This window comes from Paraburkholderia silvatlantica, from assembly GCF_003096715.1.
Classification (GTDB): domain Bacteria; phylum Pseudomonadota; class Gammaproteobacteria; order Burkholderiales; family Burkholderiaceae; genus Paraburkholderia; species Paraburkholderia silvatlantica.
In genome coordinates this window covers 1-21,350 of record NZ_QEOL01000024.1, presented here as the reverse complement: position 1 = coordinate 21,350, position 21,350 = coordinate 1, and the positions used below count along the sequence as shown (strand labels likewise).

At 65.9% G+C, this 21,350-nt stretch carries 21 protein-coding genes; 17 read left to right on the top strand and 4 right to left on the bottom strand.

The annotated features are described in order from the left end of the window. Positions 1–447 precede the first annotated feature (447 nt). The 4 genes from C7411_RS27230 (at position 448) to C7411_RS27215 (ending at position 5,004) form a co-directional block, all read left to right on the top strand. Positions 448–693, top strand: coding sequence for a hypothetical protein (locus C7411_RS27230; protein ID WP_028207914.1), 246 nt, complete (start codon positions 448–450; stop codon positions 691–693). Positions 694–961: 268 nt separating this feature from the next. Next, complete coding sequence (locus C7411_RS27225) at positions 962–1,951, top strand: DedA family protein/thiosulfate sulfurtransferase GlpE (protein WP_110387123.1); 990 nt, start codon at positions 962–964, stop codon at positions 1,949–1,951. A gap of 46 nt (positions 1,952–1,997) precedes the next feature. Further along, a complete protein-coding gene (locus tag C7411_RS27220; RefSeq protein WP_110387122.1) occupies positions 1,998–3,743 on the top strand; it encodes an FAD-dependent oxidoreductase in 1,746 nt (581 codons plus the stop codon). Continuing rightward, on the top strand, positions 3,736–5,004 hold the full coding sequence (locus C7411_RS27215; RefSeq protein WP_110387121.1) for a winged helix-turn-helix domain-containing protein: 1,269 nt from the start codon (positions 3,736–3,738) through the stop codon (positions 5,002–5,004). Before C7411_RS27220 ends, C7411_RS27215 begins: the two co-directional genes overlap by 8 nt. 48 nt (positions 5,005–5,052) lie before the next feature. Here C7411_RS27215 and C7411_RS27210 read toward each other — a convergent pair whose 3' ends face one another. Then, entirely contained in the window at positions 5,053–5,328 is a 276-nt protein-coding gene (locus C7411_RS27210; RefSeq protein ID WP_028207911.1) for a hypothetical protein, read from the bottom strand. Positions 5,329–5,980: 652 nt separating this feature from the next. Between C7411_RS27210 and C7411_RS27205 the strand changes: the two genes are divergently transcribed. Further along, entirely contained in the window at positions 5,981–6,292 is a 312-nt protein-coding gene (locus tag C7411_RS27205) for a thioredoxin family protein (protein WP_110387120.1), read from the top strand. A 99-nt stretch (positions 6,293–6,391) separates the two neighbouring features. Here C7411_RS27205 and hpaR read toward each other — a convergent pair whose 3' ends face one another. Beyond that, complete coding sequence (gene hpaR / locus C7411_RS27200) at positions 6,392–6,790, bottom strand: homoprotocatechuate degradation operon regulator HpaR (protein WP_110387220.1); 399 nt, start codon at positions 6,788–6,790, stop codon at positions 6,392–6,394. Between the two features lie 218 nt (positions 6,791–7,008). Between hpaR and C7411_RS27195 the strand changes: the two genes are divergently transcribed. The 6 genes from C7411_RS27195 to hpaH are packed head-to-tail and all read left to right on the top strand — an operon-like array spanning position 7,009 to position 12,115. Beyond that, a complete protein-coding gene (locus tag C7411_RS27195) occupies positions 7,009–7,779 on the top strand; it encodes a fumarylacetoacetate hydrolase family protein (RefSeq protein ID WP_110387119.1) in 771 nt (256 codons plus the stop codon). Then, positions 7,776–8,531 (top strand): fumarylacetoacetate hydrolase family protein, encoded by a 756-nt coding sequence (locus C7411_RS27190; protein ID WP_110387118.1) that lies wholly within the window; start codon positions 7,776–7,778, stop codon positions 8,529–8,531. The genes C7411_RS27195 and C7411_RS27190 overlap by 4 nt, the downstream gene beginning before the upstream one ends. 34 nt (positions 8,532–8,565) lie before the next feature. Then, entirely contained in the window at positions 8,566–10,023 is a 1,458-nt protein-coding gene (hpaE, locus tag C7411_RS27185; protein ID WP_110387117.1) for a 5-carboxymethyl-2-hydroxymuconate semialdehyde dehydrogenase, read from the top strand. Continuing rightward, on the top strand, positions 10,023–10,886 hold the full coding sequence (gene hpaD, locus C7411_RS27180; RefSeq protein WP_110387116.1) for a 3,4-dihydroxyphenylacetate 2,3-dioxygenase: 864 nt from the start codon (positions 10,023–10,025) through the stop codon (positions 10,884–10,886). The genes hpaE and hpaD overlap by 1 nt, the downstream gene beginning before the upstream one ends. A gap of 15 nt (positions 10,887–10,901) precedes the next feature. Beyond that, positions 10,902–11,312, top strand: a complete 411-nt coding sequence (locus tag C7411_RS27175) for a 5-carboxymethyl-2-hydroxymuconate Delta-isomerase (RefSeq protein WP_110387115.1) — start codon at positions 10,902–10,904, stop codon at positions 11,310–11,312. Further along, a complete protein-coding gene (gene hpaH, locus C7411_RS27170; RefSeq protein ID WP_110387114.1) occupies positions 11,312–12,115 on the top strand; it encodes a 2-oxo-hept-4-ene-1,7-dioate hydratase in 804 nt (267 codons plus the stop codon). Before C7411_RS27175 ends, hpaH begins: the two co-directional genes overlap by 1 nt. Positions 12,116–12,208: 93 nt before the next feature. Here the strand turns inward: hpaH and C7411_RS27165 are convergent, their stop codons facing one another. Further along, positions 12,209–12,652, bottom strand: coding sequence for a MarR family winged helix-turn-helix transcriptional regulator (locus C7411_RS27165; RefSeq protein ID WP_110387113.1), 444 nt, complete (start codon positions 12,650–12,652; stop codon positions 12,209–12,211). Between the two features lie 166 nt (positions 12,653–12,818). Here C7411_RS27165 and C7411_RS27160 point away from each other — a divergent pair, with 166 nt between their 5' ends. Both C7411_RS27160 and C7411_RS27155 read left to right on the top strand, forming a co-directional pair. Then, positions 12,819–13,589, top strand: coding sequence for a class II aldolase/adducin family protein (locus C7411_RS27160; RefSeq protein ID WP_110387112.1), 771 nt, complete (start codon positions 12,819–12,821; stop codon positions 13,587–13,589). Between the two features lie 4 nt (positions 13,590–13,593). Continuing rightward, complete coding sequence (locus tag C7411_RS27155) at positions 13,594–14,595, top strand: 2-dehydropantoate 2-reductase (RefSeq protein ID WP_221207141.1); 1,002 nt, start codon at positions 13,594–13,596, stop codon at positions 14,593–14,595. 12 nt (positions 14,596–14,607) lie between these two features. Here the strand turns inward: C7411_RS27155 and C7411_RS27150 are convergent, their stop codons facing one another. Beyond that, positions 14,608–15,897, bottom strand: coding sequence for an MFS transporter (locus C7411_RS27150; protein WP_243413368.1), 1,290 nt, complete (start codon positions 15,895–15,897; stop codon positions 14,608–14,610). A gap of 435 nt (positions 15,898–16,332) precedes the next feature. Here C7411_RS27150 and C7411_RS27145 point away from each other — a divergent pair, with 435 nt between their 5' ends. The 4 genes from C7411_RS27145 to C7411_RS27135 form a co-directional block, all read left to right on the top strand. Then, positions 16,333–19,230: a mechanosensitive ion channel family protein gene (locus tag C7411_RS27145; protein ID WP_243413367.1), complete on the top strand. Its 2,898-nt coding sequence runs from the start codon at positions 16,333–16,335 to the stop codon at positions 19,228–19,230. Between the two features lie 245 nt (positions 19,231–19,475). After that, positions 19,476–19,643 (top strand): hypothetical protein, encoded by a 168-nt coding sequence (locus tag C7411_RS37650; protein WP_165822901.1) that lies wholly within the window; start codon positions 19,476–19,478, stop codon positions 19,641–19,643. Continuing rightward, positions 19,640–20,038, top strand: coding sequence for an FKBP-type peptidyl-prolyl cis-trans isomerase (locus C7411_RS27140; RefSeq protein WP_110387111.1), 399 nt, complete (start codon positions 19,640–19,642; stop codon positions 20,036–20,038). Before C7411_RS37650 ends, C7411_RS27140 begins: the two co-directional genes overlap by 4 nt. A gap of 773 nt (positions 20,039–20,811) precedes the next feature. After that, positions 20,812–21,350: transposase (locus C7411_RS27135; RefSeq protein WP_243413366.1), on the top strand; the 539-nt coding region annotated here is incomplete at its 3' end.

The following is a 21,350-nucleotide window of genomic DNA, read 5'->3' as shown; positions in this document are numbered from 1 at the left end:
CCGCAAGCGCAGTCGAGTTGCTGTCTGCTGTCTTGCTGTCTATTGGTCTGAGAGATCGGCGTTAGTCCCATCTCGACAGTGCAGCGCGCGGGCGGCACCATGAAAACCGTCAGCAAGCCGTACCACGGTTTGCTGATCCGAGTAACAACGGCGTTTCAACGGCTCGCCCGGCCTGCCCGGGTGGGCCGTTTTTTCTGCCGCGCACACCTGACGCCTGGCATCGCTTTGCTTCGCAACCATGACAGCGGGGCAACGCGCAACGCATTTCGCATGGCCCGTTGCAGGGCGCGCAAAAACGGGCGTTGCGGCGGCGAGTCGCGTTACACTGGCTGGCCAGGGTCGCGCCACAGCGATCTCGCTGTGTGTGTCGGCGCTCACTTGCATGAACACGCCGCGCAGCCGACCCCGTACAATGGCTCGACCACCCAACGCACGAGGACAACATCAATGCGCACGACCGGGTCTTCCGGAAACATGACCCTGCTCACCGAGCATGACGACGCGACCGGACGCGAACTGCGTTCACTGCGCCTCGAATCGGCGGCCGACGGCAAAAGCCTCTTGCTGGTCGAAGTCGACGAGCGCAAGCCGGGCATCCATCGCGAAGTGCGTTACGAAATCACGCCGGCCGAGCTGATCGCGGCCATTCGCGCACAAGGTGCCGAGTTGCCCGGGGAGTCACACACGCGTTAAGCGCACGGGAACCGGCGGCACGAACGCGGCACGCGCAGTCTCCCGTGCCGCGTTCTGTCGTTTTCCACTCATCGCGCGCTCGTCTCGCGTTTCCGGCTCGCGTTTCTCTTTTCAATCCGGCGCTTTTTTCATATGCCTGCCCCACTCGGCAGGCATTCTCACGCGCATGCAGGGGGTCGCTTGCACGCCTTCGAAATGCGTCCATAATCTTTACGTTACCCTCCTGTCTTTGCCGTTGCTCGCCTGACGGCGCAAGGGAAGTAAGCCGATGCTACATGACCTCATCGCGCAATACGGGCCTGCGCTGGTGTTCATCAATGTGCTCGCCGGATCGCTCGGGCTGCCCGTGCCCGCGATGCCCGCGCTCGTGTTGTTCGGCGCGATGGCGGCCATGCATCCCGGTTCGATCGGCCAGCAGGTCGCGCCGGTGCTCGGGCTCGCCATCTTCGCCATGCTGATCGGCGACAGCGTGTGGTTCATGGCCGGGCGCCTCTACGGCGGCAACACGCTCAAGACGCTCTGCAAGCTCTCGCTCTCGCGCGACACCTGCGTGAAAAAAACCGAGCGCTTTTTCGGCCGCTGGGGCGTGCGGGTGCTCGCCGTCGCCAAGTTCGTGCCGGGGCTGTCGCTCGTTTCCGTACCGTTGGCCGGCGCGATGGGCGTGCCCTACCGCCAGTTCGTCGGCTTCGACGGCATTGGCGCGGCGCTGTGGTCCGGCACCGGCCTGCTCGTCGGCGTGATGTTCGCGCCGCAGATCGACATGATGCTCGCCGGCGCAAGCCGCCTTGGCCGCTTCGCCCTCGTGGTGGTGGTCGTGCTGCTCGTGCTCTACGCGACCTACCGCTGGCAGCGCCGCCGCCAGCTCATCAAGAAGCTCGCGAACGCGCGCATCACGGTGGAAGACCTTTACCGCGCAATGGGTGCCAAGCCGCCGCCAGTCGTCTTCGACATCCGGTCAGAAGAGAAGCGCAAGCTCGATCCGTACATCATTCCGGGCGCGTTGTTCGCCGACGAGCGCAAGCTCGAGGAGATCGTCGGCAAGTATCCGAATGACCAGAAGCTCGTGATCTACTGCTCGTGCCCTAATGAAATTTCCGCGGCCTGGATGGCGAAGAAGCTCGCCGAGGCCGGCTTTACCGATGTGGTGCCGCTCCTCGGCGGTCTCGATGCATGGCGCGATGCAGGCCGCGCGCTCGAGTCGCTCCAGGTGCACGCCCACGCCGACGTCCCGGTCAACATCACGCCTAAAGCTGTCTGATCCGGGCGGCCCGCTCCCGAGCCGCCCGCACGAGGAGAACCGCCAGATGGGCACGATCACCGAAGCCGAGGTTCCGGAATCCGCGGAACTTCCTTCCGCGAGCCGCCACTCCGACACGCAGCCGCAACCCGCCGAAGCGCCGTTCTCGACGCTCTCCACGCGGCGCCACCAGATGTTCCCCGAGCTCACCGACGACGAAATCGCGCGCCTTGCGCGCTTCGGCGAGCAGCGCCACTGGGCGCCGGGCGAGCGGCTCTTTCGCACGGGCGAAACCGGGCCCGGCATGTTCGTGCTGCTCTCCGGTTCCGTCAAAGTGTTCCAGCGCGACGGGCTGGGCCGCGAGCGGCTCATCGTCGAGCATGGGCGCGGGCATTTCCTCGCCGAAGTGGGCCAGCTTTCGGGCGGCCCGGCGCTCGTGGACGGCATGGCGCTCGAACCCGTCGATGCGATCCTGATTCCGCCCGAGCAGCTGCGCGCGGCCATCGTCGCCGAAGCCGAACTCGGCGAGCGCATCGTGCGCGCGCTGATCCTGCGCCGCGTCTCGCTGATCGAAAAGGGCGCGGGCGGCCCGATTCTCGTGGGCAAGCACGACGATCCCGCGCTCGTTTCGCTGCAAGGCTTCCTCTCGCGCAACGGCCATCCGTATTCGGTGCTCGACGAGCGCGACGAAGGCATGCTCTGCATCGTCGAGCGTTTCGCCGCGCGCTGCGAGGACCTGCCGCTCGTGATCTGCCCCGACGGGTCTGTGCTGCGCCAACCCAGTGCGCCCGAACTGGCGACGCGTCTGGGCATCCTGCCCGAGCTGGACGGCGAGCGCGTCTACGACGTCGCCGTGGTGGGCGCGGGGCCGGCCGGTCTCGCCACTGCGGTCTATGCCGCTTCCGAAGGCCTTTCGGTCATCGTGCTCGACTCGCGCGCGCCCGGCGGCCAGGCAGGCGCCAGCTCGCGTATCGAAAACTATCTGGGCTTTCCCACGGGCATCTCCGGCCAGGCACTCGCAGGCCGCGCGTTCGTGCAGGCGCAGAAGTTCGGCGCACATGTGGCCATTCCTGTCTCGGTGCGCAGGCTGATCTGCGATGAAGAACCGCGCCGGCTCGAAACCTGCAGCGGCGATGTGCGCGCGCATACGGTCGTGATCGCGAGCGGCGCCGTGTACCGCAAGCCCGCGATCGAGGGCATCGATCGCTACACGGGGCGCGGCATTTACTACTGGGCCTCGCCGGTCGAGGCGAAGCTTTGCAAGCACGAAAACATCGTGCTCGTTGGCGGCGGCAATTCGGCGGGCCAGGCGATCGTCTATCTTTCCACCCACGCGCGCCAGATCGACGTGCTGATCCGCAAGGCCGGTTTCGAATCGACGATGTCGCGCTATCTGATCGACCGTATCGCCTCGCTCCCGAACGTGCGCGTGCATGGGCACAGCGAGATCGGCGGCCTCGACGAAGACAACAGCGGCCTCGCCGCGGTGCGTCTGAAGGCGCCGTGTCCGGAGGGCGTCGACCATTTCGATGCGCGCCATCTGTTCCTCTTCACGGGCGCGGACCCGAACACCGGCTGGCTGCGGGCATGCGGCGTGAAGCTCGACCCGCATGGCTTCGTGCTGACCGGCGATAACGAGTCGTGCAGCCTCGCGACTTCGGTGGAAGGCGTCTACGCGATCGGCGACGCGCGCGCGGGCTCGACCAAGCGCGTGGCCGCGGCGGTGGGCGAAGGCGCGGCCGTGGTCGCGCAGATCCATCAACGGCTCGCTGCGCTGCGCCCGGTGACGACGGTTGCGGGCGTCCATGCGTGAGCGCGCTGCGGAGGTTGCAGAAGCACCCACGGTTGCCGAAGCCAGTTCCTCGCTAGTTCTGCCGCTCGCGGCGGCGCGCACGCTGCATCTCGCGGCGCAGGGGCTGCTCGCGCCGCCGCGCCGCAAGGCGACCCAGGACGACGTGCTCGAAGCGATCCGCCGGATGGCGCAGTTGCAGATCGACACGATCCACGTGGTCGCGCGCAGTCCCTATTTCGTGCTGTTCAGCCGCATTGGCGCGTTCGAGCCGGCGTGGCTCGACGCGCACCTCGCGCAAGGGCGCCTGTTCGAATACTGGGCGCACGAAGCCTGCTTCCTGCCGATCGAGGACTACGGGCTGCTGCGCCATCGCATGCTCGATCCTTCCGGCATGGGCTGGAAATACGCGGCCGCGTGGCACGACCAGTACCGCGACGAAATCGACGCGCTGCTCGAGCGCATTCGCGCCGAGGGCGCCGTGCGTTCCGCCGACTTCGCGCGCGCCGAGGGCGCGAAAGGCAGCGGCTGGTGGGACTGGAAGCCGGAGAAGCGGCATCTGGAAGTGCTGTTCGCAACCGGCGCGCTCATGGTGGCCGCGCGGCACAACTTCCAGCGTGTGTACGACGTGGCCGAGCGTGTGCTGCCGCACTGGAACGACGCGCGCGACCTGCCCCCGCGCGCCGAAGCGGAACGCGAGTTGCTCCTGCGTTCCTGCCGCGCGCTCGGCGTGATCCGCGCGGACTGGGCGGCCGACTACTTCCGCCTGCCGCGCCGCCCCTATGCCGATGCCCTGCACGCGCTCGCCGACGCGGGCGAGTTGCTGCCCGTGCGCGTGGAAGGCTGGAAGCACGACGCGTTCGTGCATCGCGAGCACGCGGCGCTCATCGACGAAGCGGCGAGCGGGAAGCTCGCCTCCACGGTCACGACCCTGCTCTCGCCCTTCGATCCGGTAGTGTGGGACCGCAAGCGAGCGCTCGCGTTGTTCGATTTCGATTACGCCATGGAATGCTATGTGCCGGCTGCAAAGCGCAAATACGGTTACTTCGTACTGCCGATCTTGAATCGCGGGCGGCTTGTCGGGCGCATCGACGCAAAGGCGCATCGGGCACAGCAGGTGTTCGAGGTGAAGTCGCTGCATCTGGAGCCCGGCGTGCGCGCGAGCGGCCGTCTCGTGGCCGACTTGCGCCGGGCGCTGCAGCGTTGCGCGGACTGGCACGGCACGCCGGAACTCCGCATCGGCGCAGCGCCGGACGGCCTCGCGGCCGCCCTTCTGGCTGCGTGAGCGTGCGGCTGCCGACCCGGCAGAGCCGCCCGCACGCTTCTAGAACGATTAGTGCTCCAGCTTGGCGCGCAACTCGCGCGCGGCTTCGAGCAACCCTTCGTAGCCCGAACGCGCGTGTTGCGGCAGGTCGGGGTCGCCCACCAGCGCGCCCAGCGTTTCCACCAGGCTGAAGACGAGGCCCTTGGCCGCGCCCGCCGCGATCTTGCCGGATTTCACGCCTTCGTCGACGTGGCTGAAGGCGGCGTTCAGACTCTCCAGATCCGGTTGCGATGAACCGGCGCCAGGCTTTTGAGCGTCCTGCTTTTGCTTGTCGTCGCTCGTCATGATGAAGTCAATCTCCCTTGGTGAGCAGTAGTCAGAAGAATCCCGCACTTTTCAATGTTATATACCCATCGGGTGCAGGCGTCTATTCGAAGCCCGGCAGCGCGAAGGCCAACGCCAGGTGCACTCCCGAATCTTCTCACCTTTGCCGCCCGTGCGCCGAGGCCGCCTGCGCGGCGGCTTGTCGCTTCGTCACGCCCGGCGACTAAAAAATGCCTTGAATTCAAGGCTAATGTGGATTTCGCACGATGGATCGTCAGGTTCGTCGCCTCGCTTCACGGGATTGCCGACGGCACGCTCCAGCCTCTCCCGCAAACGCTCACCTTTGTGCGTCGATGCGTGGATTCACGCCGCTTCGAGTGCATCCACCGATCGGTTCACGCTCACCGCATCACGCGCCGGTTTTGCGTTTCGCCCTTGTTTTCAAGGTACTTTTTCTCTTGACGGCATAATCCACGCGCTTGCGCCATTCCATTCAAGGTGCGTGATCACGTGCATACCGGCTCACTCCCGAAAAGCCTCACCTCTCGCGCGAACGTTCATGCGAACGTTCATGCGAACGTCCATGCGGGCGCCCAATGCGAAGCCTGAACGATGCCGCGCGATGCGGTATCGTACGTGAATGTCTGCAGATGCCAATACGAGGAATCACACGATGAGCTACGCAACGAATGCGCCCGCCCGCAAGGAAATCGACTCGCTCAGCGGGGCCGCCGTCGTCGAATTCGGCACCGACTGGTGCGGCTATTGCCAGGGCGCGCAACCGCTGATCGGCGCGGCGTTCGAGCGCAATCCGCAGGTGCGTCGCCTGCAAGTGGAAGATGGACCGGGCCGCGCGCTAGGCCGCTCGTTTCGCGTGAAGCTCTGGCCCACGCTCGTTTTCCTGCGCGACGGCGTCGAGGTCGCGCGCGTGGTGCGTCCGCAAAACGCCGCCGAACTCGACGAGGCGTTCGCTTCGCTCGCGTAGTCGCGCGAGGCCCTCCTGCGCGGTCCGAACGAGCCGCGCGGACCGCTCCCGAAAAGCCTCACCTTTGCCCGCGAGCGCGCCCGAAGGCGCGCGCCACGCTCACGCCTCCAGCCCGGCGAGCAGATCGTCGATCGCGCGATACACACGCTCGACCACCTCTGGCCCAACCTGCGCTTCCAGCGCCTTATAGCGCGCCTCCAGTTCCTTCGAAATCACTTTCACGAGGTGATGGCTCTTCTTCGTGAGCGAGACGAGCACGCGCCGCTGGTCGTCGGCGAAACGCTCCTTCGTCACGAGTCCGAGCGCCTCCATGCGCGCGAGTACGCCCGCCATGCTCGGGCTGGATATCGTGCACAGATCGGAAATCTGCCGCGGCTCGAGCGGGCCGCTTTCGTTGAGCGCGCGGATCACGCGCCACTGCTGCTCGGTGAGGCCGTGCGACGTGATGAGCGGGCGAAAGCGTTCCATCATCTTTTCGCGCGCGCGCAGCAGCAGCATGGGCAGGTTGCGGTGCGCAACGCGAGTGGTCGGACGCGAAGTATCGGACATGGCGGTTTCAGCTAAACGAAGAATTCGACGAACTGGACGGCCCTGGGCGCGTTCACATGAATAGCGGGCCCAGGGGAAACCCGAAAAATTCTCATCGACGATTGACGATGGATGATAGCAAGCGCACTATCACTCACATATTAGTGTTTCCGTGAAGCCCCCAGGCCATGTTTTCCGTTGCCGATCATCTGCTGCACGTCGAAGGCGAGGCATTGCCGCGCGACGTCAGCGCCGCCGCCATGGGCGGGCTGCTCGCCACGGGCGCGCGTTGCCGGGCGCCTGTGAGCGGCGCCGTCTACGGCACGCTGCTCAACGACCGCCACGCGCTCGAAGCGCTGGGCGACGCCATGAACGCGCTCCCTTACAAAGCGCCGCCGCGCGCGCCGGTTCTCTACCTGAAGCCGCGCAATACGCTCGCGGGCCACCACGCGCGCGTGGTCGTGCCCGGCAGCGAGGGCGTTGAGGTCGGCGCGTCGCTCGGCGTCGTGATTGGACGGACCGCCGCGCGCGTCAGCGCACACGAAGCGTTCGATTACGTTGCGGGGTATACGCTCGTGGCCGATCTGAGCGTGCCGCACGCGAGCGTCTATCGCCCATCGGTGAGGTTTCGCGCGCGCGACAGCTTCTGCGTAGTCGGCCCTGCCGTGGTCGCGCGCCGCCATGTGGCCGATCCCGACCGGCTTGCCATCACGGTGAACGTCGAGGGCGGCGCGGCCTTCCACGCAACGACGGCCACGAGCGTTCGCGGCGTCGCCCAGTTGCTCGCCGACGTCACCGACTTCATGACGCTCGCCCCCGGCGACGTCATCACGCTCGGCGTGCCACACGGCGCGCCCGTGGTTCAGGCAGGTGCGCGTGCGGCGATCTCCATTGGAGACTGGGCACCGCTCGAAATCGAATTCGTCGCGGCAGGCGTGGCGCAGGGAGCACGAGCATGATGCGCGCACGCGTTGCCTATGCAGGCGCCATCCACGAAGCCACGCCGGAAGGAACACGCGTGCGGCTCGCCGACGGGCGCGTGCGCGAGGAGCACGAAGTCGTCTGGCTCGCGCCTTTCGAGCCCGGCACGATCTTCGCACTCGGGCTCAATTACGCCGGGCACGCCACGGAGCTGCAATTCTCGAAGCAGGAAGAGCCGCTCGTGTTCCTCAAGGGGCCGGGCAGCGTGGTCGGCCATCGCGGCACCACGCGCCGCCCCGCCGGCGTCGCCTTCATGCACTACGAGTGCGAGCTTGCCGTCGTGATCGGCCGCACCGCGCAGAACGTGAAACGCGAGGACGCCATGCAGTACGTGGCCGGCTACACGATCGCGAACGACTATGCGATCCGCGACTATCTGGAGAACTACTACCGCCCGAACCTGCGCGTGAAGAACCGCGACGGCGGCACTGTGCTGGGCCCCTGGTTCGTCGACGCCGCCGACGTCGCAGACGTCGACGCGCTCGGCCTGCGCACTTACGTGAACGGCGAACTCAAGCAGAACGGCAACACGCGCGATTTCGTCACCGGCGTCGCCGAACTCATCGAGTATTTGAGCGGTTTCATGACGCTCGCCCCCGGCGACGTCATTCTGACCGGCACGCCCGAAGGCGTCGTCAACGTGAATGCGGGCGACGAGGTGGTGTGCGAGATCGACGGGCTGGGCCGTCTCGTCAACACCATCGCGAGCGACGCCGACTACGGGCGCTGACCAGCCAACGAACCGAACACGGACTACGTTAGACATGCGAATCGACCATCTCATCAATGGCCGCGCGCACAGCGGGCGCGACTACTTCGAAACCGTGAATCCGGCGAACCAGGACGTACTCGCGGAAGTGGCGCGCGGCGGCGCGGAGGAAGCCGATCTCGCGGTGCGCGCCGCGAAAGACGCGTTCCCCGCCTGGGCAGCCACACCCGCCGCCGAGCGCGCGAAGGCGATTCGCAAGCTCGGCGAGCTGATCGCGAAGCACGTGCCCGAAATCGCGCAGGCCGAAACGAAGGACACGGGCCAGACCATTTCGCAAACCGGCAAGCAACTCGTGCCGCGCGCCGCCGACAACTTCAGCTACTTCGCCGAAGTCTGCACCGCCGTGGACGGCCACACCTACCCCACCTCCACGCACTTGAACTACACGCTATTTCATCCCGTGGGCGTGTGTGCGCTCATCTCGCCCTGGAACGTGCCGTTCATGACCGCCACGTGGAAGGTCGCGCCCTGCCTCGCGTTCGGCAATACTGCCGTGCTGAAGATGAGCGAGCTATCGCCGCTCACGGCCTCGATGCTCGGCCAGCTCGCGCTCGACGCGGGCATTCCGGCGGGCGTGCTCAATATCGTGCACGGCTATGGCAAGGAAGCGGGCGAGCCGCTTGTCGCGCACCCCGACGTGCGCGCGGTCTCGTTCACGGGCTCGACGGCGACGGGCAACCGCATCGTGCAGGCCGCGGGCCTCAAGAAGTTCTCGATGGAGCTGGGCGGCAAGTCGCCGTTCGTGATCTTCGACGACGCCGATTTCGAGCGCGCGCTCGACGCCGCCGTGTTCATGATCTTCTCGAACAACGGCGAGCGCTGCACGGCCGGCTCGCGCATTCTCGTGCAGCGTTCGATCTATGCGAAGTTCGCCGAGCGCTTCGTCGAGCGCGCGAAGCGCATCAGCGTCGGCGATCCGCTCGACGAGACAACCCTCGTCGGTCCGATGATCAGCCAGGGCCATCTCGCGAAGGTGCGCAGCTATATCGAACTCGGGCCGAAGGAAGGTGCAACGCTCGCGTGCGGCGGCCTCGACGCGCCCGCGCTGCCCGGCGCCGTGAAGAAGGGAAACTTCGTTCAGCCGACCGTGTTCGTCGATGTCGACAACCGCATGCGCATTGCGCAGGAAGAAATCTTCGGCCCCGTTGCCTGCCTGATTCCCTTCGACGACGAAGCGCACGCGATCCGCCTTTCCAACGACATAGCCTACGGTCTGTCCAGCTACGTGTGGACCGAGAACACCGGCCGCGCGTTGCGCGTGGCCGCCGCCGTCGAAGCGGGCATGTGCTTCGTCAACAGCCAGAACGTGCGCGACCTGCGCCAGCCGTTCGGCGGCACGAAGGCTTCGGGCGTGGGCCGCGAAGGCGGCAGATGGAGCTACGAAGTGTTCCTCGAGCCGAAGAACGTGTGCGTTTCGCTCGGCTCGCATCACATTCCGCACTGGGGCGTGTAATGGGCAAACTCGCGCTGGCAGCCAAGGTGACGCACGTGCCTTCGCTGTACCTCTCGGAACTGGACGGCCCCCACAAGGGCTGCCGCCAGGCAGCCATCGACGGCCATCGCGAAATCGGCCGCCGCTGCCGCGAACTGGGCGTCGATACGATCGTCGTGTTCGATGTGCACTGGCTCGTGAACAGCGAGTATCACATCAACTGTGCGCCGCGCTTCGAAGGCGTCTACACGAGCAACGAACTGCCGCATTTCATCAGGAACATGCCGTATGCGTATCCTGGCAATCCGCAGCTTGGTCATCTGATTGCCGATGTCGCGAACGCAATGGACGTCAAGACGCGCGCGCATAGCGAAACGACGCTCGACCTCGAATACGGCACGCTCGTACCCATGCGCTATATGAACGGCGACGAACATTTCCGCACGGTTTCGGTGGCGGGCTGGTGCATGTGGCACGACCTCGCCACGAGCGCGCGCTTTGGCCTCGCCGTGCGCCGCGCGATCGAAGAGCGCTACGAAGGCACGGTGGCGATACTCGCGAGCGGGTCGCTCAGCCACCGCTTCGCCAACAACGGCACAGCCGAAGCCTTCATGCACAAGGTCTGGGACCCGTTTCTCGAAGCGACCGATCGCAACGTCGTCGCAATGTGGGAGCGCGGCGACTGGAAAACCTTCTGCGGCATGCTGCCGATGTACAACGAAAAGTGCTGGGGAGAGGGCGGCATGCACGACACCGCCATGCTGCTCGGCGCGCTGGGATGGGACCGCTACGACGGCCGGGCGGAAATCGTCACGCCGTATTTCGGCAGCTCCGGCACCGGACAGATCAACGCTGTCCTGCCGGTCACGCCGCTGCCGGCTTGAACACGGGAGAACGCCATGCCCCACCTCACCCTCGAATACAGCGCGAACCTCGCGGATGCCAGCAGCGTGGACCGGCTCTGCGAAACGCTTGCCCACGTGCTCGATGCACAACGCGACGAGCACGGTGCGCGCGTCTATCCACGCGGCGGCATCCGCACGCGCGCGCTGCGCTGCGAACATTACTTCGTTGCCGACGGCGATCCCGCGAACGCCTTCCTGCACGGCTGCCTGAAGATCGGCGCAGGTCGCTCGCAGGCCGTGCGCAGGGCGACGGGCGATGCGCTCTTCGATGCGATCAAGCAGCACTTCGCACCCGCCTTCGCGTCGCACGGCCTCGCGCTCTCGCTCGAAATCGTCGAGTTCGGCGAGGAAGGCGCGTGGAAGCACAACAACCTGCACGCCCGGCTCAAAGACGCGAGTTCATGATGCTAGATCAGCAAACCGTCTGCGAGCTGGCTGCACAGCTCGACGAAGCGGAACGCACGCGCACGCCGCTGCGGCATTTTTCGCGGTCGCATCCGGACATGACGATCGACGACGGCTACGCGATCCAGCGCGAGTGGGTCAAGCTCAAGCTCGCCGCGGGCCACACGATCAGGGGCCGCAAAATCGGCCTTACGTCGCGCGCCATGCAGCGCGCCTCGCAGATCGACGAGCCCGACTACGCGCCGCTGCTCGACAGCATGTTCATCCCCGCAGGCAGCGCGATTCGCGCCGACCGTTTCATCGCGCCGCGTGTGGAAGTGGAACTGGCGTTCGTGCTGAACCGGCCGCTGCAAGGGCCCAGGGTCACGCTCTTCGACGTGCTCGACGCAACGGCCTACGTCACGCCGGCCATCGAGATCATCGACGCGCGCATCGAGCAGTTCGACCGCGAGACTCAAGCGCCGCGCAAAGTGTTCGACACCATTTCCGACTTCGCCGCCAACGCGGGCGTCGTGCTGGGCGGCCGCCCGGTGAAGCCGCTCGACGTGGACCTGCGCTGGGTCGGCGCGCTGCTCTACAGGAACGGCGCCGTGGAGGAAAGCGGGCTGGCCGCCGCGGTGCTCGACCATCCGGCAACCGGCGTTGCCTGGCTCGCCAACCGGATCGCGCGCCACGACGAGCGGCTCGAAGCCGGCGACGTGATCCTTAGCGGCGCATTCACGGCCCCGATTCCAGCGCGCGCGGGCGATACGTTCCATGCCGATTACGGCCCGCTGGGCGGCATCGGCTTCAATTTCATCTGATCAGGTGCGCTGATCACCGGCACGCGAACGCTGCTCGTGCCGATGATCGGAAACGCCGAAGAGGCGCGCGCCGCCGTCGCCGCGGCGCGCGCTTCATTCGCCCGCTTCCCCGCTCTCGACGAGCTTTGCCAGCACGCTCGCCAGCACCTCGCGCTCGTGCTCGCTCAGCGTGGCGAGAATCGCGTCGTTCGTCGCCTTCGAGATGGCCGCGGCGCGCCGGCAGGTGCTGCGCCCCTGCGCCGTAAGCGCCACGAGCACGCCGCGCGCGTCCGCCTCGTTCGAGGTCTTGACGAGCAGACCCTTGCGTTCGAGCACGTCGGTGGCGCGGCTCGCCTGGCTGCGATCGAGATTCGACACGCGCCCGAGATCCGACACCGACAACGATCCGAACGCGCCCACGCTGAGCAGCAGCCGCGCCTCGGTGAGCGACAGGGAAAGCGCTGCCTCGAACGCGTCGCCCATCGTGCGGTCGGTCTGCTTCTTGAGCACATGGAGCCGGTAGGTGAACAGCTCCGCGATGTTGTACTTCCCCGTCATTGATCTTCCCGCCTGGCTTTCACCGGCCGCGAAATGCGGCCACGCCATCAGAATAGCATCGATAAAAGCCCTTTTCTGCGGGCATTTCATGAATATTTGATGCTTGCACACGCATTTATATGCGCGTAGGATCGGCGTGACCGGAGCCCGCCATGAGGAGACTTTCATGAATGAAAACATTCAGCGCACGCGCCCCGAATGGTGCGACCCCGCGGAATGGGCGGCGCGCGTGCAGCTTGCCGCCGTGTATCGCGTGTTTCATCTCATGGGCTGGACCGAGCTGATCTTCAATCACATTACGCTGCGCGTGCCCGGGCCGCACAAGCATTTCCTCATCAATTCGTTCGGGCTCGCGTACGACGAAATCAAGGCGTCGAATCTCGTCAAAATCGATCTCGAAGGCCATATCCTGAGTCCGGGCGAGTATCCGGTCAACCCGGCCGGCTTCGTGATTCACAGCGCGATCCATGCCAACGTGGCAGACGCGCATTGCGTGATGCACACGCACACCACGGCAGGGCTCGCGGTGGCGTGCATGGAAGGCGGCCTGGCGTATACGAACTTCTATTCGGCGCAGTTGCACGATATGGTCGCGTATCACGACTTCGAAGGCATCACCGTGCACGCCGAAGAAAAATCGCGCATCCTGCAGTCGATGGGCGACAAGCGGCTGCTCATCCTGCGCAATCACGGGCTGCTCTCGCACGGTGTGACCCTCGCACATGCCTTTGCGCTGTTGTGGACGCTCAACCGTGCGTGCGAGGTGCAGGTCGTGACCGATTCGATGCGCGGCCAGACGCTGCCGATCCCGCCCGCCATTACCGAGCGCGCGACGCGCGACGCCTTGCAGTTCTCGCCCGAACACGGCGCGGGCCAGAACGTGCTCGACGCGCTGGTCCGTCGTGTCACGCGCATCGACCCGTCATATCAGGAGTGAAAGTTTGAACACACCGAATCAGAAGATCACCGTCGTCGGCGGCGGTGCGATCGGCGGACTGATCGCGGCGCGTCTTGCGCGCGCGGGCATCGCCGTGAATCTGCTCGCACGCGGCGCGCATCTGGAAGCGATTCGCCGCGACGGTCTGACGATTGTCGAAGGCGACACGCGCTACACGCAATCCGTCAACGCCACCGGCGACGCCGCAACGCTCGGCGCGCAAGACGTCGTGTTCGTTTGCCTGAAGGGTCAGGCGCTCGCCCAGTCGGCGGCTTCGCTCGCGCCGCTCGTGGGCCCGCACACGCATATCGTCTCGGCGATGAACGGCGTACCCTGGTGGTTCCTTCACGGATTCGGCGGCACGTATGCGAACGGCCGGCTCGATGCGGTCGATCCGCACGGTATCGTCTCGCAGGCGTTGCCGCCTGCGCAGGCTTCGGGCTGCGTCGTGCATCTGTCGTCGGCGATTGCGGGGCCGGGCGTGATCCGCAAGGGCGGCGGCAATCATCTGATCGTCGGAGAGGGCTCGGCGCACATGGCCGCGCGCGCGCAGGAAGCGCGCGGTCTGCTCGAGCGGGCCGGCTTCGAGGTCACGAAAGCCGCGCCGATCCAGGCCGATATCTGGGCGAAGCTCTGGGGCAACATGACGATGAACCCCATCAGCGCGCTCACACGCTCGACGGCCGACGTGATTCTCGACGACCCGCTCACCGCGCAACTCGTGAGCGCGGTCATGGCGGAAGCGCGTGCGATTGGCGAAGCGCTCGGCATTCGCCTCGCGATGACTATCGAGGCGCGCAACGCGATCACGCGCAAGCTGGGCGCGTTCAAGACTTCGATGCTGCAGGACGTGGAAGCGCAGCGCTCGCTCGAAGTCGAAGCACTGCTAGGCGCGCCATATGAACTGGCGCAGCGCGTGGGCATCGAGGCGCCCTCGCTCGGCATGCTTTACGGCCTGGCGCGCCAGCTCGATTCGAATCTCGAAGCGGCGCGCCAGAAACACTAAGGCCTGTTCGCCTCAATCCTCGAGCGGCTTGCCCGTGAGGTCGCGAATGAACGGCAACGCGAGGCACGAGATCGCCACGCACGCCATGACATACCACGCGGGCGCGAGCAAATTGCCCGTGTTCTTCACGAGCCACGTGGCCACGGTCTGCGCGAAGCCGCCGAAAATCGCCACGCCGACGCCGTAGACGATCGCCATGCCCGTCGCACGCACGGCGCGCGGGAACATCTCGGGCAGCATCGTGATGGAGGGCGCGGCCTGTAGCGCGAGCAGCACGCTCAGGCCGCCCACGGTGATCAAAAGACGCGTGGCGTCGGGGCCGCTCGCGAGCCAGAGGAACGCCGGGTAGATCGACAGCAGGACGCCCACGCGCGGCCAGAAGATCAGCGCGCGGCGGCTGAACCGGTCGCAGAGCAAGCCCGATACCGGCGCCACCAGAAAGGTCGCGACGCCGGAAACGAGCCCCGCCAGCAAGGCCGTGGGTGCGGGCACCTTCAGTTCATGAATCGCATACGTCGGCATATAGAACGTAACGACATAGGCCGTGACCGTGGAGCCGATCGTCAGCAGGATGCCGAGCGCCGCGCGCCGCCAGTGGTCGCGCAGCACGGCGAGCACCGGCATGCGCTCCACGCTCGCCGGCTCCGGCAACTGTTCGTCCAGACGCCGGCGAATCCACAAGCCGAGCGGTGCGATCGCCACGCCCATGAGGAAAGGCACGCGCCAGCCCCAGGCGAGCAGCGTGTCGGGCGCGAGGAAGGTCGTCAGGAGTCCTGCCATCAGCGCGCCGAGCGAAACGCCCAGCCCCTGGCTCGCGAACTGCCAGCTGCCGAGCAGGCCGCGATTGGCGGGCGTGCCCGCCTCGATCAGCAGCGTGGTGGAAGCGCCCACTTCGCCGCCCGCGGAAAACCCCTGCAGCAAACGCGCGAACACGATCAACACGGGCGCAGCCACGCCGATCTGCGCGTAGGTGGGCGCAACGCCGATCAGCATGCAGCCCAGTGCCATCATGAAGATGGTGAGCGTCATGGCAGGCTTGCGTCCGGCGCGGTCGGCATAAGCGCCGATCATGACGCCGCCCAGCGGCCGCATCACGAAGCCCACGCCGAACGTCGCCACCGAAGCGAGCAATTGCCCGTAGCTCGACATGGTGGGAAAGAACAGCTTGCCGATGGTCAGCGCGAAGAAGCTGTAGACGGTGAAATCGAAGAATTCGAGCGCATTGCCGATTGTGGCGGCGACGATCAACTGCGTGCGGCCCAGTTTGCCCTTGCGCACTCCGGTCATGCTGACGCTGTTCATGGCTCTCCTCATCGGCCTCTGGCGGGCCTGAATGTTGACCGTGCAACGGTAGCATTCGCCCGGGCGCACGCGCCACTGATCAAAACCCGCGTAGGCCGCGAAACGGATACCGCGTTGAAGCGTCCCTTTTATCGAGGCGCGGCGTGCGCGTCTCATCCGCGTTCGTCAGGTAAAAGAGGCATACTCCCGGCATAGTCAGCACTCACGTTTCGCGCGCCGCGCCGTTTTTGGCGGTTCCGCAAACGCCATGTGGCCCGCGCATGCACAAAGTGGGCACCAAAATTGCGGCAGTGCGTCGAACGTACCGACGAATCGGGCGGCAACAGGCTGTGCGCCGCGCCAACGCGCTTCCAGCCGCGCGTTTCGTTCCGCTGTCTTTTCCTCCGCCGCCACTGAAGGGTCGCCGCAGTCGCGACCCGTAAGCCAATGACAAGGATGTCCCTTTCTTCTGCCTTTCGGTTTGCGCGCCCGGCGCGCCTGCATATTTTCGTTTCCGTCCTCGCCGTTTCAGCCGGCCTGACGCTGGCGCTCGGCGCGTCGAGTGCAACGGCGGCTACACCGGCCGCCGTCGCCGAAGCGCTCAAGCCCGGCGCGAGCCCGGCGCATCCCGCCCAGCCCGCGGCACCCGCCACTAACGCCAACGCCGCCAACCCTGCCGCCCCTGTGGCGCTCACGCCCACCCAGGCGCAAGCCGCCCTGCAGGTTCTCGACGATCCCGTGCAGCGCGGCCACATGGAAGACACGCTGCGCGCCATCGCCGCCGCCGGCGCGCTGGCCGTGCCCGCCTCGGCGAGCGCGCCGGCCAGCGCACCCGCCGCGGCCTCCGGCGCGGCGGCGGCCACGCCCGCTTCGGCGCCGCTCGCGGGCGCGCTGCGCTCCAACGGTCTCGTCGTGCAGATCGCCGATCACGCCGCGCACGGCGCGCGCATGATCGGCCAGCATCTGAACCATACGTTCGCGACGCTGCTCGGCCTTTGGTCCACACGCAACTGGTGGCAGGACCATCTGAACACGCCGCAAGGCCACGCGCTGCTGCTCGCGCTGCTGCGTGTGCTGCTGCTCACGCTCGTGCCCGCGCTCGCGCTCGCCACCGTGCTGCGCCGCGTCGTCGCCTCGCCTGAGCGCGCCATCGCCGCGCATCAGGCCGCGAAACAGCGCGAGGACGCCGCTCGCTCGCAAGGCGGCACGCCCCCGCCGCAGCCGCAAACGCCTGAAGCGACGGGCACGAGCGTCGCGCTCGCCGCGCAGGCGAAAGCCGCCGATGCCAAGGCCGACGCGGAACAGGACGCCCTGCGCGAGGCCGCGGGCATGGAGCCAGCCGACGGCAAGGACGACAAGGACAGCGACCCGAACGCAGGCCCCAATGCGAACGCCAACGCCAACGCGGCGGCGCGCGCCACCGTGGTCGCGGCGCAAGCCGGGGACAACGCCGGAGCCTCGCCAAAAACCGCCGCCGACCGCGCGAAAGAGGCATACCACGCGCTGCGCGGCGCGCATCACTGGCGCCTGTTGCAGCGTCTGCCGGGCGCATTGCTCGTGATGCTGCTCGAAGTCGTGCCCGTGATCGCCTTCGGCCTGTGCGCCGCGGGCGTGCTTTCGCTGTTCGGCCCCGACGACGCCGCGCCCGCCGAAGCCGTGGGCCAGATCGTCGATACGTATGTGATCTGCCGCGTGATCGTGATGTTCGGCAAGCTGCTGTTCGCGCCCGGCGCGGCCGCGCTGCGCCTCGTGCCGCTCCCCGACGACTGGGCCGCTTATGCGCAGCGCTGGCTCGTGCGCGTCGTCGTGATCGGCGGCGTGGGCGGGGCGCTTGGCGGCGCGGTGCCGCTCGGCATGACCGAGGACGCGCATCTCGCGCTCGTGAAGGTCGTCACGCTGGTCGTTCACCTCGCGCTTGCCGTGATCATCCTGCAACTGCGCCGCCCCGTCGCCGATGCCATGCGCGCCGCCGCCGCGCGCCACGGCTCGTATGCCTGGTTCATGCAATGGTTCGCCGACATCTGGGTCGGCGTTGCGCTCTTCGTGGTCCTGGCGCTCTGGTTCGTCTGGGCGCTCGATCTGCGCGGCGGCTACGCGGCGCTGCTGCGCGCGGGCGGACTCTCGCTCGTCGTTCTGCTTGCCGCGCGCGTGAGCGCGATCGTGTTGCTCGGCGCATTGAGCCGCGTGTTCGGGTTGCGCGAGGAACAGGAGAAGATGAGCTTCGGCCAGCGCCGTGCGTATCGCTATTACCCTGCGCTGCGTCGCTGCGTCGTCGCGGCGATCTGGATCGTGACGCTCGACCTGCTGCTGCACGTCTGGGACCTGCGTCCCGCACGCATTCTCGCGCTCGCACCTATCGGGCATATGCTGGGTTCTGCACTCCTGACTATCGTGATCGCCGTCTTCGCCGCTGTCGCGATCTGGGAGTTCGCGAACGGCGCGGCCGAACGGCGCCTGAACGCGTGGACCGACGCCGGCGACTTCGTGCGCGCCGCGCGCCTGCGCACGCTCTTGCCGATGTTCCGCACCACGCTGCTCGTTTCGATCCTTGTCGTGGTCGGGCTCACCGCGCTCTCGCAACTCGGCGTGAACACCGCGCCGCTGATTGCGGGCGCGAGTATCTTCGGCGTGGCGCTCGGCTTTGGCTCGCAAAAGCTCGTGCAAGACTTCATCACCGGCATCTTCCTGTTGACGGAAAATGCCATGCAGGTGGGCGACTGGGTGACGGTGGCAGGCGTCTCGGGCACGGTCGAGTTTCTCTCGATCCGCACCGTGCGCCTGCGCGGCGGCGACGGCTCGCTCTACACCGTGCCGTTCAGTTCGGTGACGACCGTGAACAACACGAATCGCGGCATCGGCAATGCGGCGGTGAAGGTGCAGATCGCGCATGGCGCGGATCTGCAGCGCGCCATCGACACGCTCAAGGATATCGGCGCCGAGATCCGCAAGGAAGACGCGTTCAAGGACGGCATTCTCAGCGACTTCGCGTACTGGGGCGTCGATCAGGTGGATGGCGCGGCCGTGACGCTCGTCGGGCAGATTCAGTGCAAGGACTCGACGCGCTGGGGCGTGCAGCGTGAGTTCAACAAGCGCGTGTTGCTGCGCTTCACGGAACGCGGCATCGAGCTGGCGAATCCGCAGCGCAATTTCCTCGTGGGCATGGCGCGCGGCGACGATGTCGAAGGGCATACGTACGGCGACGATCACGACGACGACGCCACCGACAACGATCGCACGCGGGCGCAGGCGCGCGGCGCTTCGACGAAGGCGGCTTCGCAAGGCGGCAAGCCGCGCACTGGCCGCGCCGGTGCATCGGGCGACGGCAACGGGTCGTCGAGCGGCAAGCCGAATTGATGCATGGACGCCATGGCCGGTGCGCGGCTCGCGTGCACCGGTCTCACCCTTCGCTTCGCCCGATCGATCTCCTGAAAAAGCTCACCGATACACCGCCTGCAATCTCGCGGCGCAACGCCGACAGGGTAAAGTTCTCCGACTAATCAAGGGTCTGCGAGCGCAGGCATGGTGCGCCGCACGCGCGGCGCGGCGGGTCCCGTAGAAGCTCACCTTTTCATCTGCCTTCGCAAATTGTGGCGTCGCCTATGCCGCAGATCGACATCGCGCGCGTGCCAAAGCGTCGGGGCGCCGGCTATCCCCCGTCATTCGACACGCCATGCGCCGAGCACCTGAACCCTCATCCGGCAACGAACCGGGACCCGGGCGCCGCGCCCGATATAATCGATTTGCCATTTAACGAGGACATCTCATGAAATCACTGCTTGCCCTGGTCGCCGCTGCCACCGTTGCAACGACCGCATTCGCCGCCAACGCCATCGACAAGCTGCCGTCGGGCGTCGTCGTCGAACACCTCAAGCAAGGCACCGGTCCGCAACCCACCGCCACCGACGTCGTGCGCGTGAACTATCGCGGCACGCTCGCGAACGGCACTGAATTCGACAGCTCCGACAAGCACGGCGGCCCGGCGACCTTCCCGCTCAATCGCGTGATTCCCTGCTGGACGCAAGGCGTGCAGAAGATGAAGGTCGGCGGCAAGGCGAAGCTGACCTGCCCGGCGGCAACCGCTTACGGCGATCGCGCGGTCGGCCCGATCCCGCCGAACAGCGACCTCACGTTCGAAATCGAGCTCATCGGCATCGGGCAGTAATCGAGTCCTGGATGCGCCAGGCCGAGGTCGGGCGAAATCGGGTATCAGGTATTAAAAAACCGGCCGGTCATACCGTCCGGTTTTTTACTCTGCCATCTCAAACCAGGGATGGCAGTTGTGAAATCTGCGCCAACCTGATTGGAAGTCAATGCAATTGATGCAGCAAGCCGCTTGCCTCGAATAATCCACGAAATGCCATGGTACCGTGCTACGGTCAATTCAGTTCTGGAAAGGTAAACCCGTGCATAGACGACATAAGGTATTGATAGGACTGACTTCCGTACTTTTGCCTGGTTATCTCACAATAACAACGCACATCCCCTCTCTACCGACTGCCACGCCATGCACTGACGAGTGGTTTAACTATATTGAGGAAAACTACTTCTCTACGGAACGAGGCGATATGTGGAGTGACCCTGTTCGCCTGGACTGGACTGTTGACGGGGACTGGCGGTGGTTCGAATACGTCGAAAAGAAGGCAGGCGCAATGCCTGCCCCGGTCGGTACATCAAAACAAAAGCGCTGTGAAATACTGCAATCGCACCTTGGTTCACACCTTTACATCATTAACGACTCCATTGGCTTATCTATTTCAATTCCCCGGACAGGCTCGCCCTTTACCACTGCTCAGCGTTTGATACTCTCTACCTAGTCGGCCCTGAACAATCCGCGAAGGCATATGCAGTAAGGCTTCGAGGTCGGAATGGTGTTGTGGGAATTGCAGGGACCTGGCATATTGATGTGTGAATCCTGCAAATTCCGACGAGGTGTGGATGGGTCCGAAGACGCCGGTGCCAGAGGGAGATTTCTTCCGCCAACCGCTGCGCGAGCAGATCAACTTGCAGCATCCATTGGTTCGCCTTGCCGATCTGATTGACTGGCAGCGGTTGAATGTGGCGATGAGCGAGAGCTTCGCGTCGCACCGCGGCCGACCGGCAACGTCGCCGCGTTTGATCGCAGGACTGCTGTACTTGCAGCACGCGTTCGACCTATCGGACGAGGACGTGGTCTGGCAATGGCTGGAGAATCCGTATTGGCAGGTGTTCACCGGCGAGACGTACCTGCAGACGAAGCCGCCGGTTGATCCGTCGAGCCTGACGCGCTGGCGCAAGCGGCTGGGCGAAGCCGGCGTTGAAGAATTGCTGGCCGAGACGATCGAAGCGGCCAAACGTGCCAACGTCATCAAGACTTCGAGCCTGAAGCGGGTGATTGTCGATACGACGGTAATGGTGCGACGTGAAGTCGTATGTGTCATTGTCCCGCCCGCCCACAAGGTTGGTGACGGGACCGGCCGTTCCGTCGGTCGTAGCCT

What these genes read in the sequence shown, in the direction of transcription:
- C7411_RS27230 (WP_028207914.1), top strand. Translation starts at nt 448, where the DNA reads ATGCGCACGACCGGGTCTTCCGGAAACATGACCCTGCTCACCGAGCAT.
- C7411_RS27225 (WP_110387123.1), top strand. Translation starts at nt 962, where the DNA reads ATGCTACATGACCTCATCGCGCAATACGGGCCTGCGCTGGTGTTCATC.
- C7411_RS27220 (WP_110387122.1), top strand. Translation starts at nt 1,998, where the DNA reads ATGGGCACGATCACCGAAGCCGAGGTTCCGGAATCCGCGGAACTTCCT.
- C7411_RS27215 (WP_110387121.1), top strand. Translation starts at nt 3,736, where the DNA reads ATGCGTGAGCGCGCTGCGGAGGTTGCAGAAGCACCCACGGTTGCCGAA.
- C7411_RS27210 (WP_028207911.1), bottom strand. Translation starts at nt 5,328, where the DNA reads ATGACGAGCGACGACAAGCAAAAGCAGGACGCTCAAAAGCCTGGCGCC.
- C7411_RS27205 (WP_110387120.1), top strand. Translation starts at nt 5,981, where the DNA reads ATGAGCTACGCAACGAATGCGCCCGCCCGCAAGGAAATCGACTCGCTC.
- hpaR (WP_110387220.1), bottom strand. Translation starts at nt 6,790, where the DNA reads ATGCTGCTGCTGCGCGCGCGCGAAAAGATGATGGAACGCTTTCGCCCG.
- C7411_RS27195 (WP_110387119.1), top strand. Translation starts at nt 7,009, where the DNA reads ATGTTTTCCGTTGCCGATCATCTGCTGCACGTCGAAGGCGAGGCATTG.
- C7411_RS27190 (WP_110387118.1), top strand. Translation starts at nt 7,776, where the DNA reads ATGATGCGCGCACGCGTTGCCTATGCAGGCGCCATCCACGAAGCCACG.
- hpaE (WP_110387117.1), top strand. Translation starts at nt 8,566, where the DNA reads ATGCGAATCGACCATCTCATCAATGGCCGCGCGCACAGCGGGCGCGAC.
- hpaD (WP_110387116.1), top strand. Translation starts at nt 10,023, where the DNA reads ATGGGCAAACTCGCGCTGGCAGCCAAGGTGACGCACGTGCCTTCGCTG.
- C7411_RS27175 (WP_110387115.1), top strand. Translation starts at nt 10,902, where the DNA reads ATGCCCCACCTCACCCTCGAATACAGCGCGAACCTCGCGGATGCCAGC.
- hpaH (WP_110387114.1), top strand. Translation starts at nt 11,312, where the DNA reads ATGCTAGATCAGCAAACCGTCTGCGAGCTGGCTGCACAGCTCGACGAA.
- C7411_RS27165 (WP_110387113.1), bottom strand. Translation starts at nt 12,652, where the DNA reads ATGACGGGGAAGTACAACATCGCGGAGCTGTTCACCTACCGGCTCCAT.
- C7411_RS27160 (WP_110387112.1), top strand. Translation starts at nt 12,819, where the DNA reads ATGAATGAAAACATTCAGCGCACGCGCCCCGAATGGTGCGACCCCGCG.
- C7411_RS27150 (WP_243413368.1), bottom strand. Translation starts at nt 15,897, where the DNA reads ATGAACAGCGTCAGCATGACCGGAGTGCGCAAGGGCAAACTGGGCCGC.
- C7411_RS27145 (WP_243413367.1), top strand. Translation starts at nt 16,333, where the DNA reads ATGTCCCTTTCTTCTGCCTTTCGGTTTGCGCGCCCGGCGCGCCTGCAT.
- C7411_RS37650 (WP_165822901.1), top strand. Translation starts at nt 19,476, where the DNA reads ATGCCGCAGATCGACATCGCGCGCGTGCCAAAGCGTCGGGGCGCCGGC.
- C7411_RS27140 (WP_110387111.1), top strand. Translation starts at nt 19,640, where the DNA reads ATGAAATCACTGCTTGCCCTGGTCGCCGCTGCCACCGTTGCAACGACC.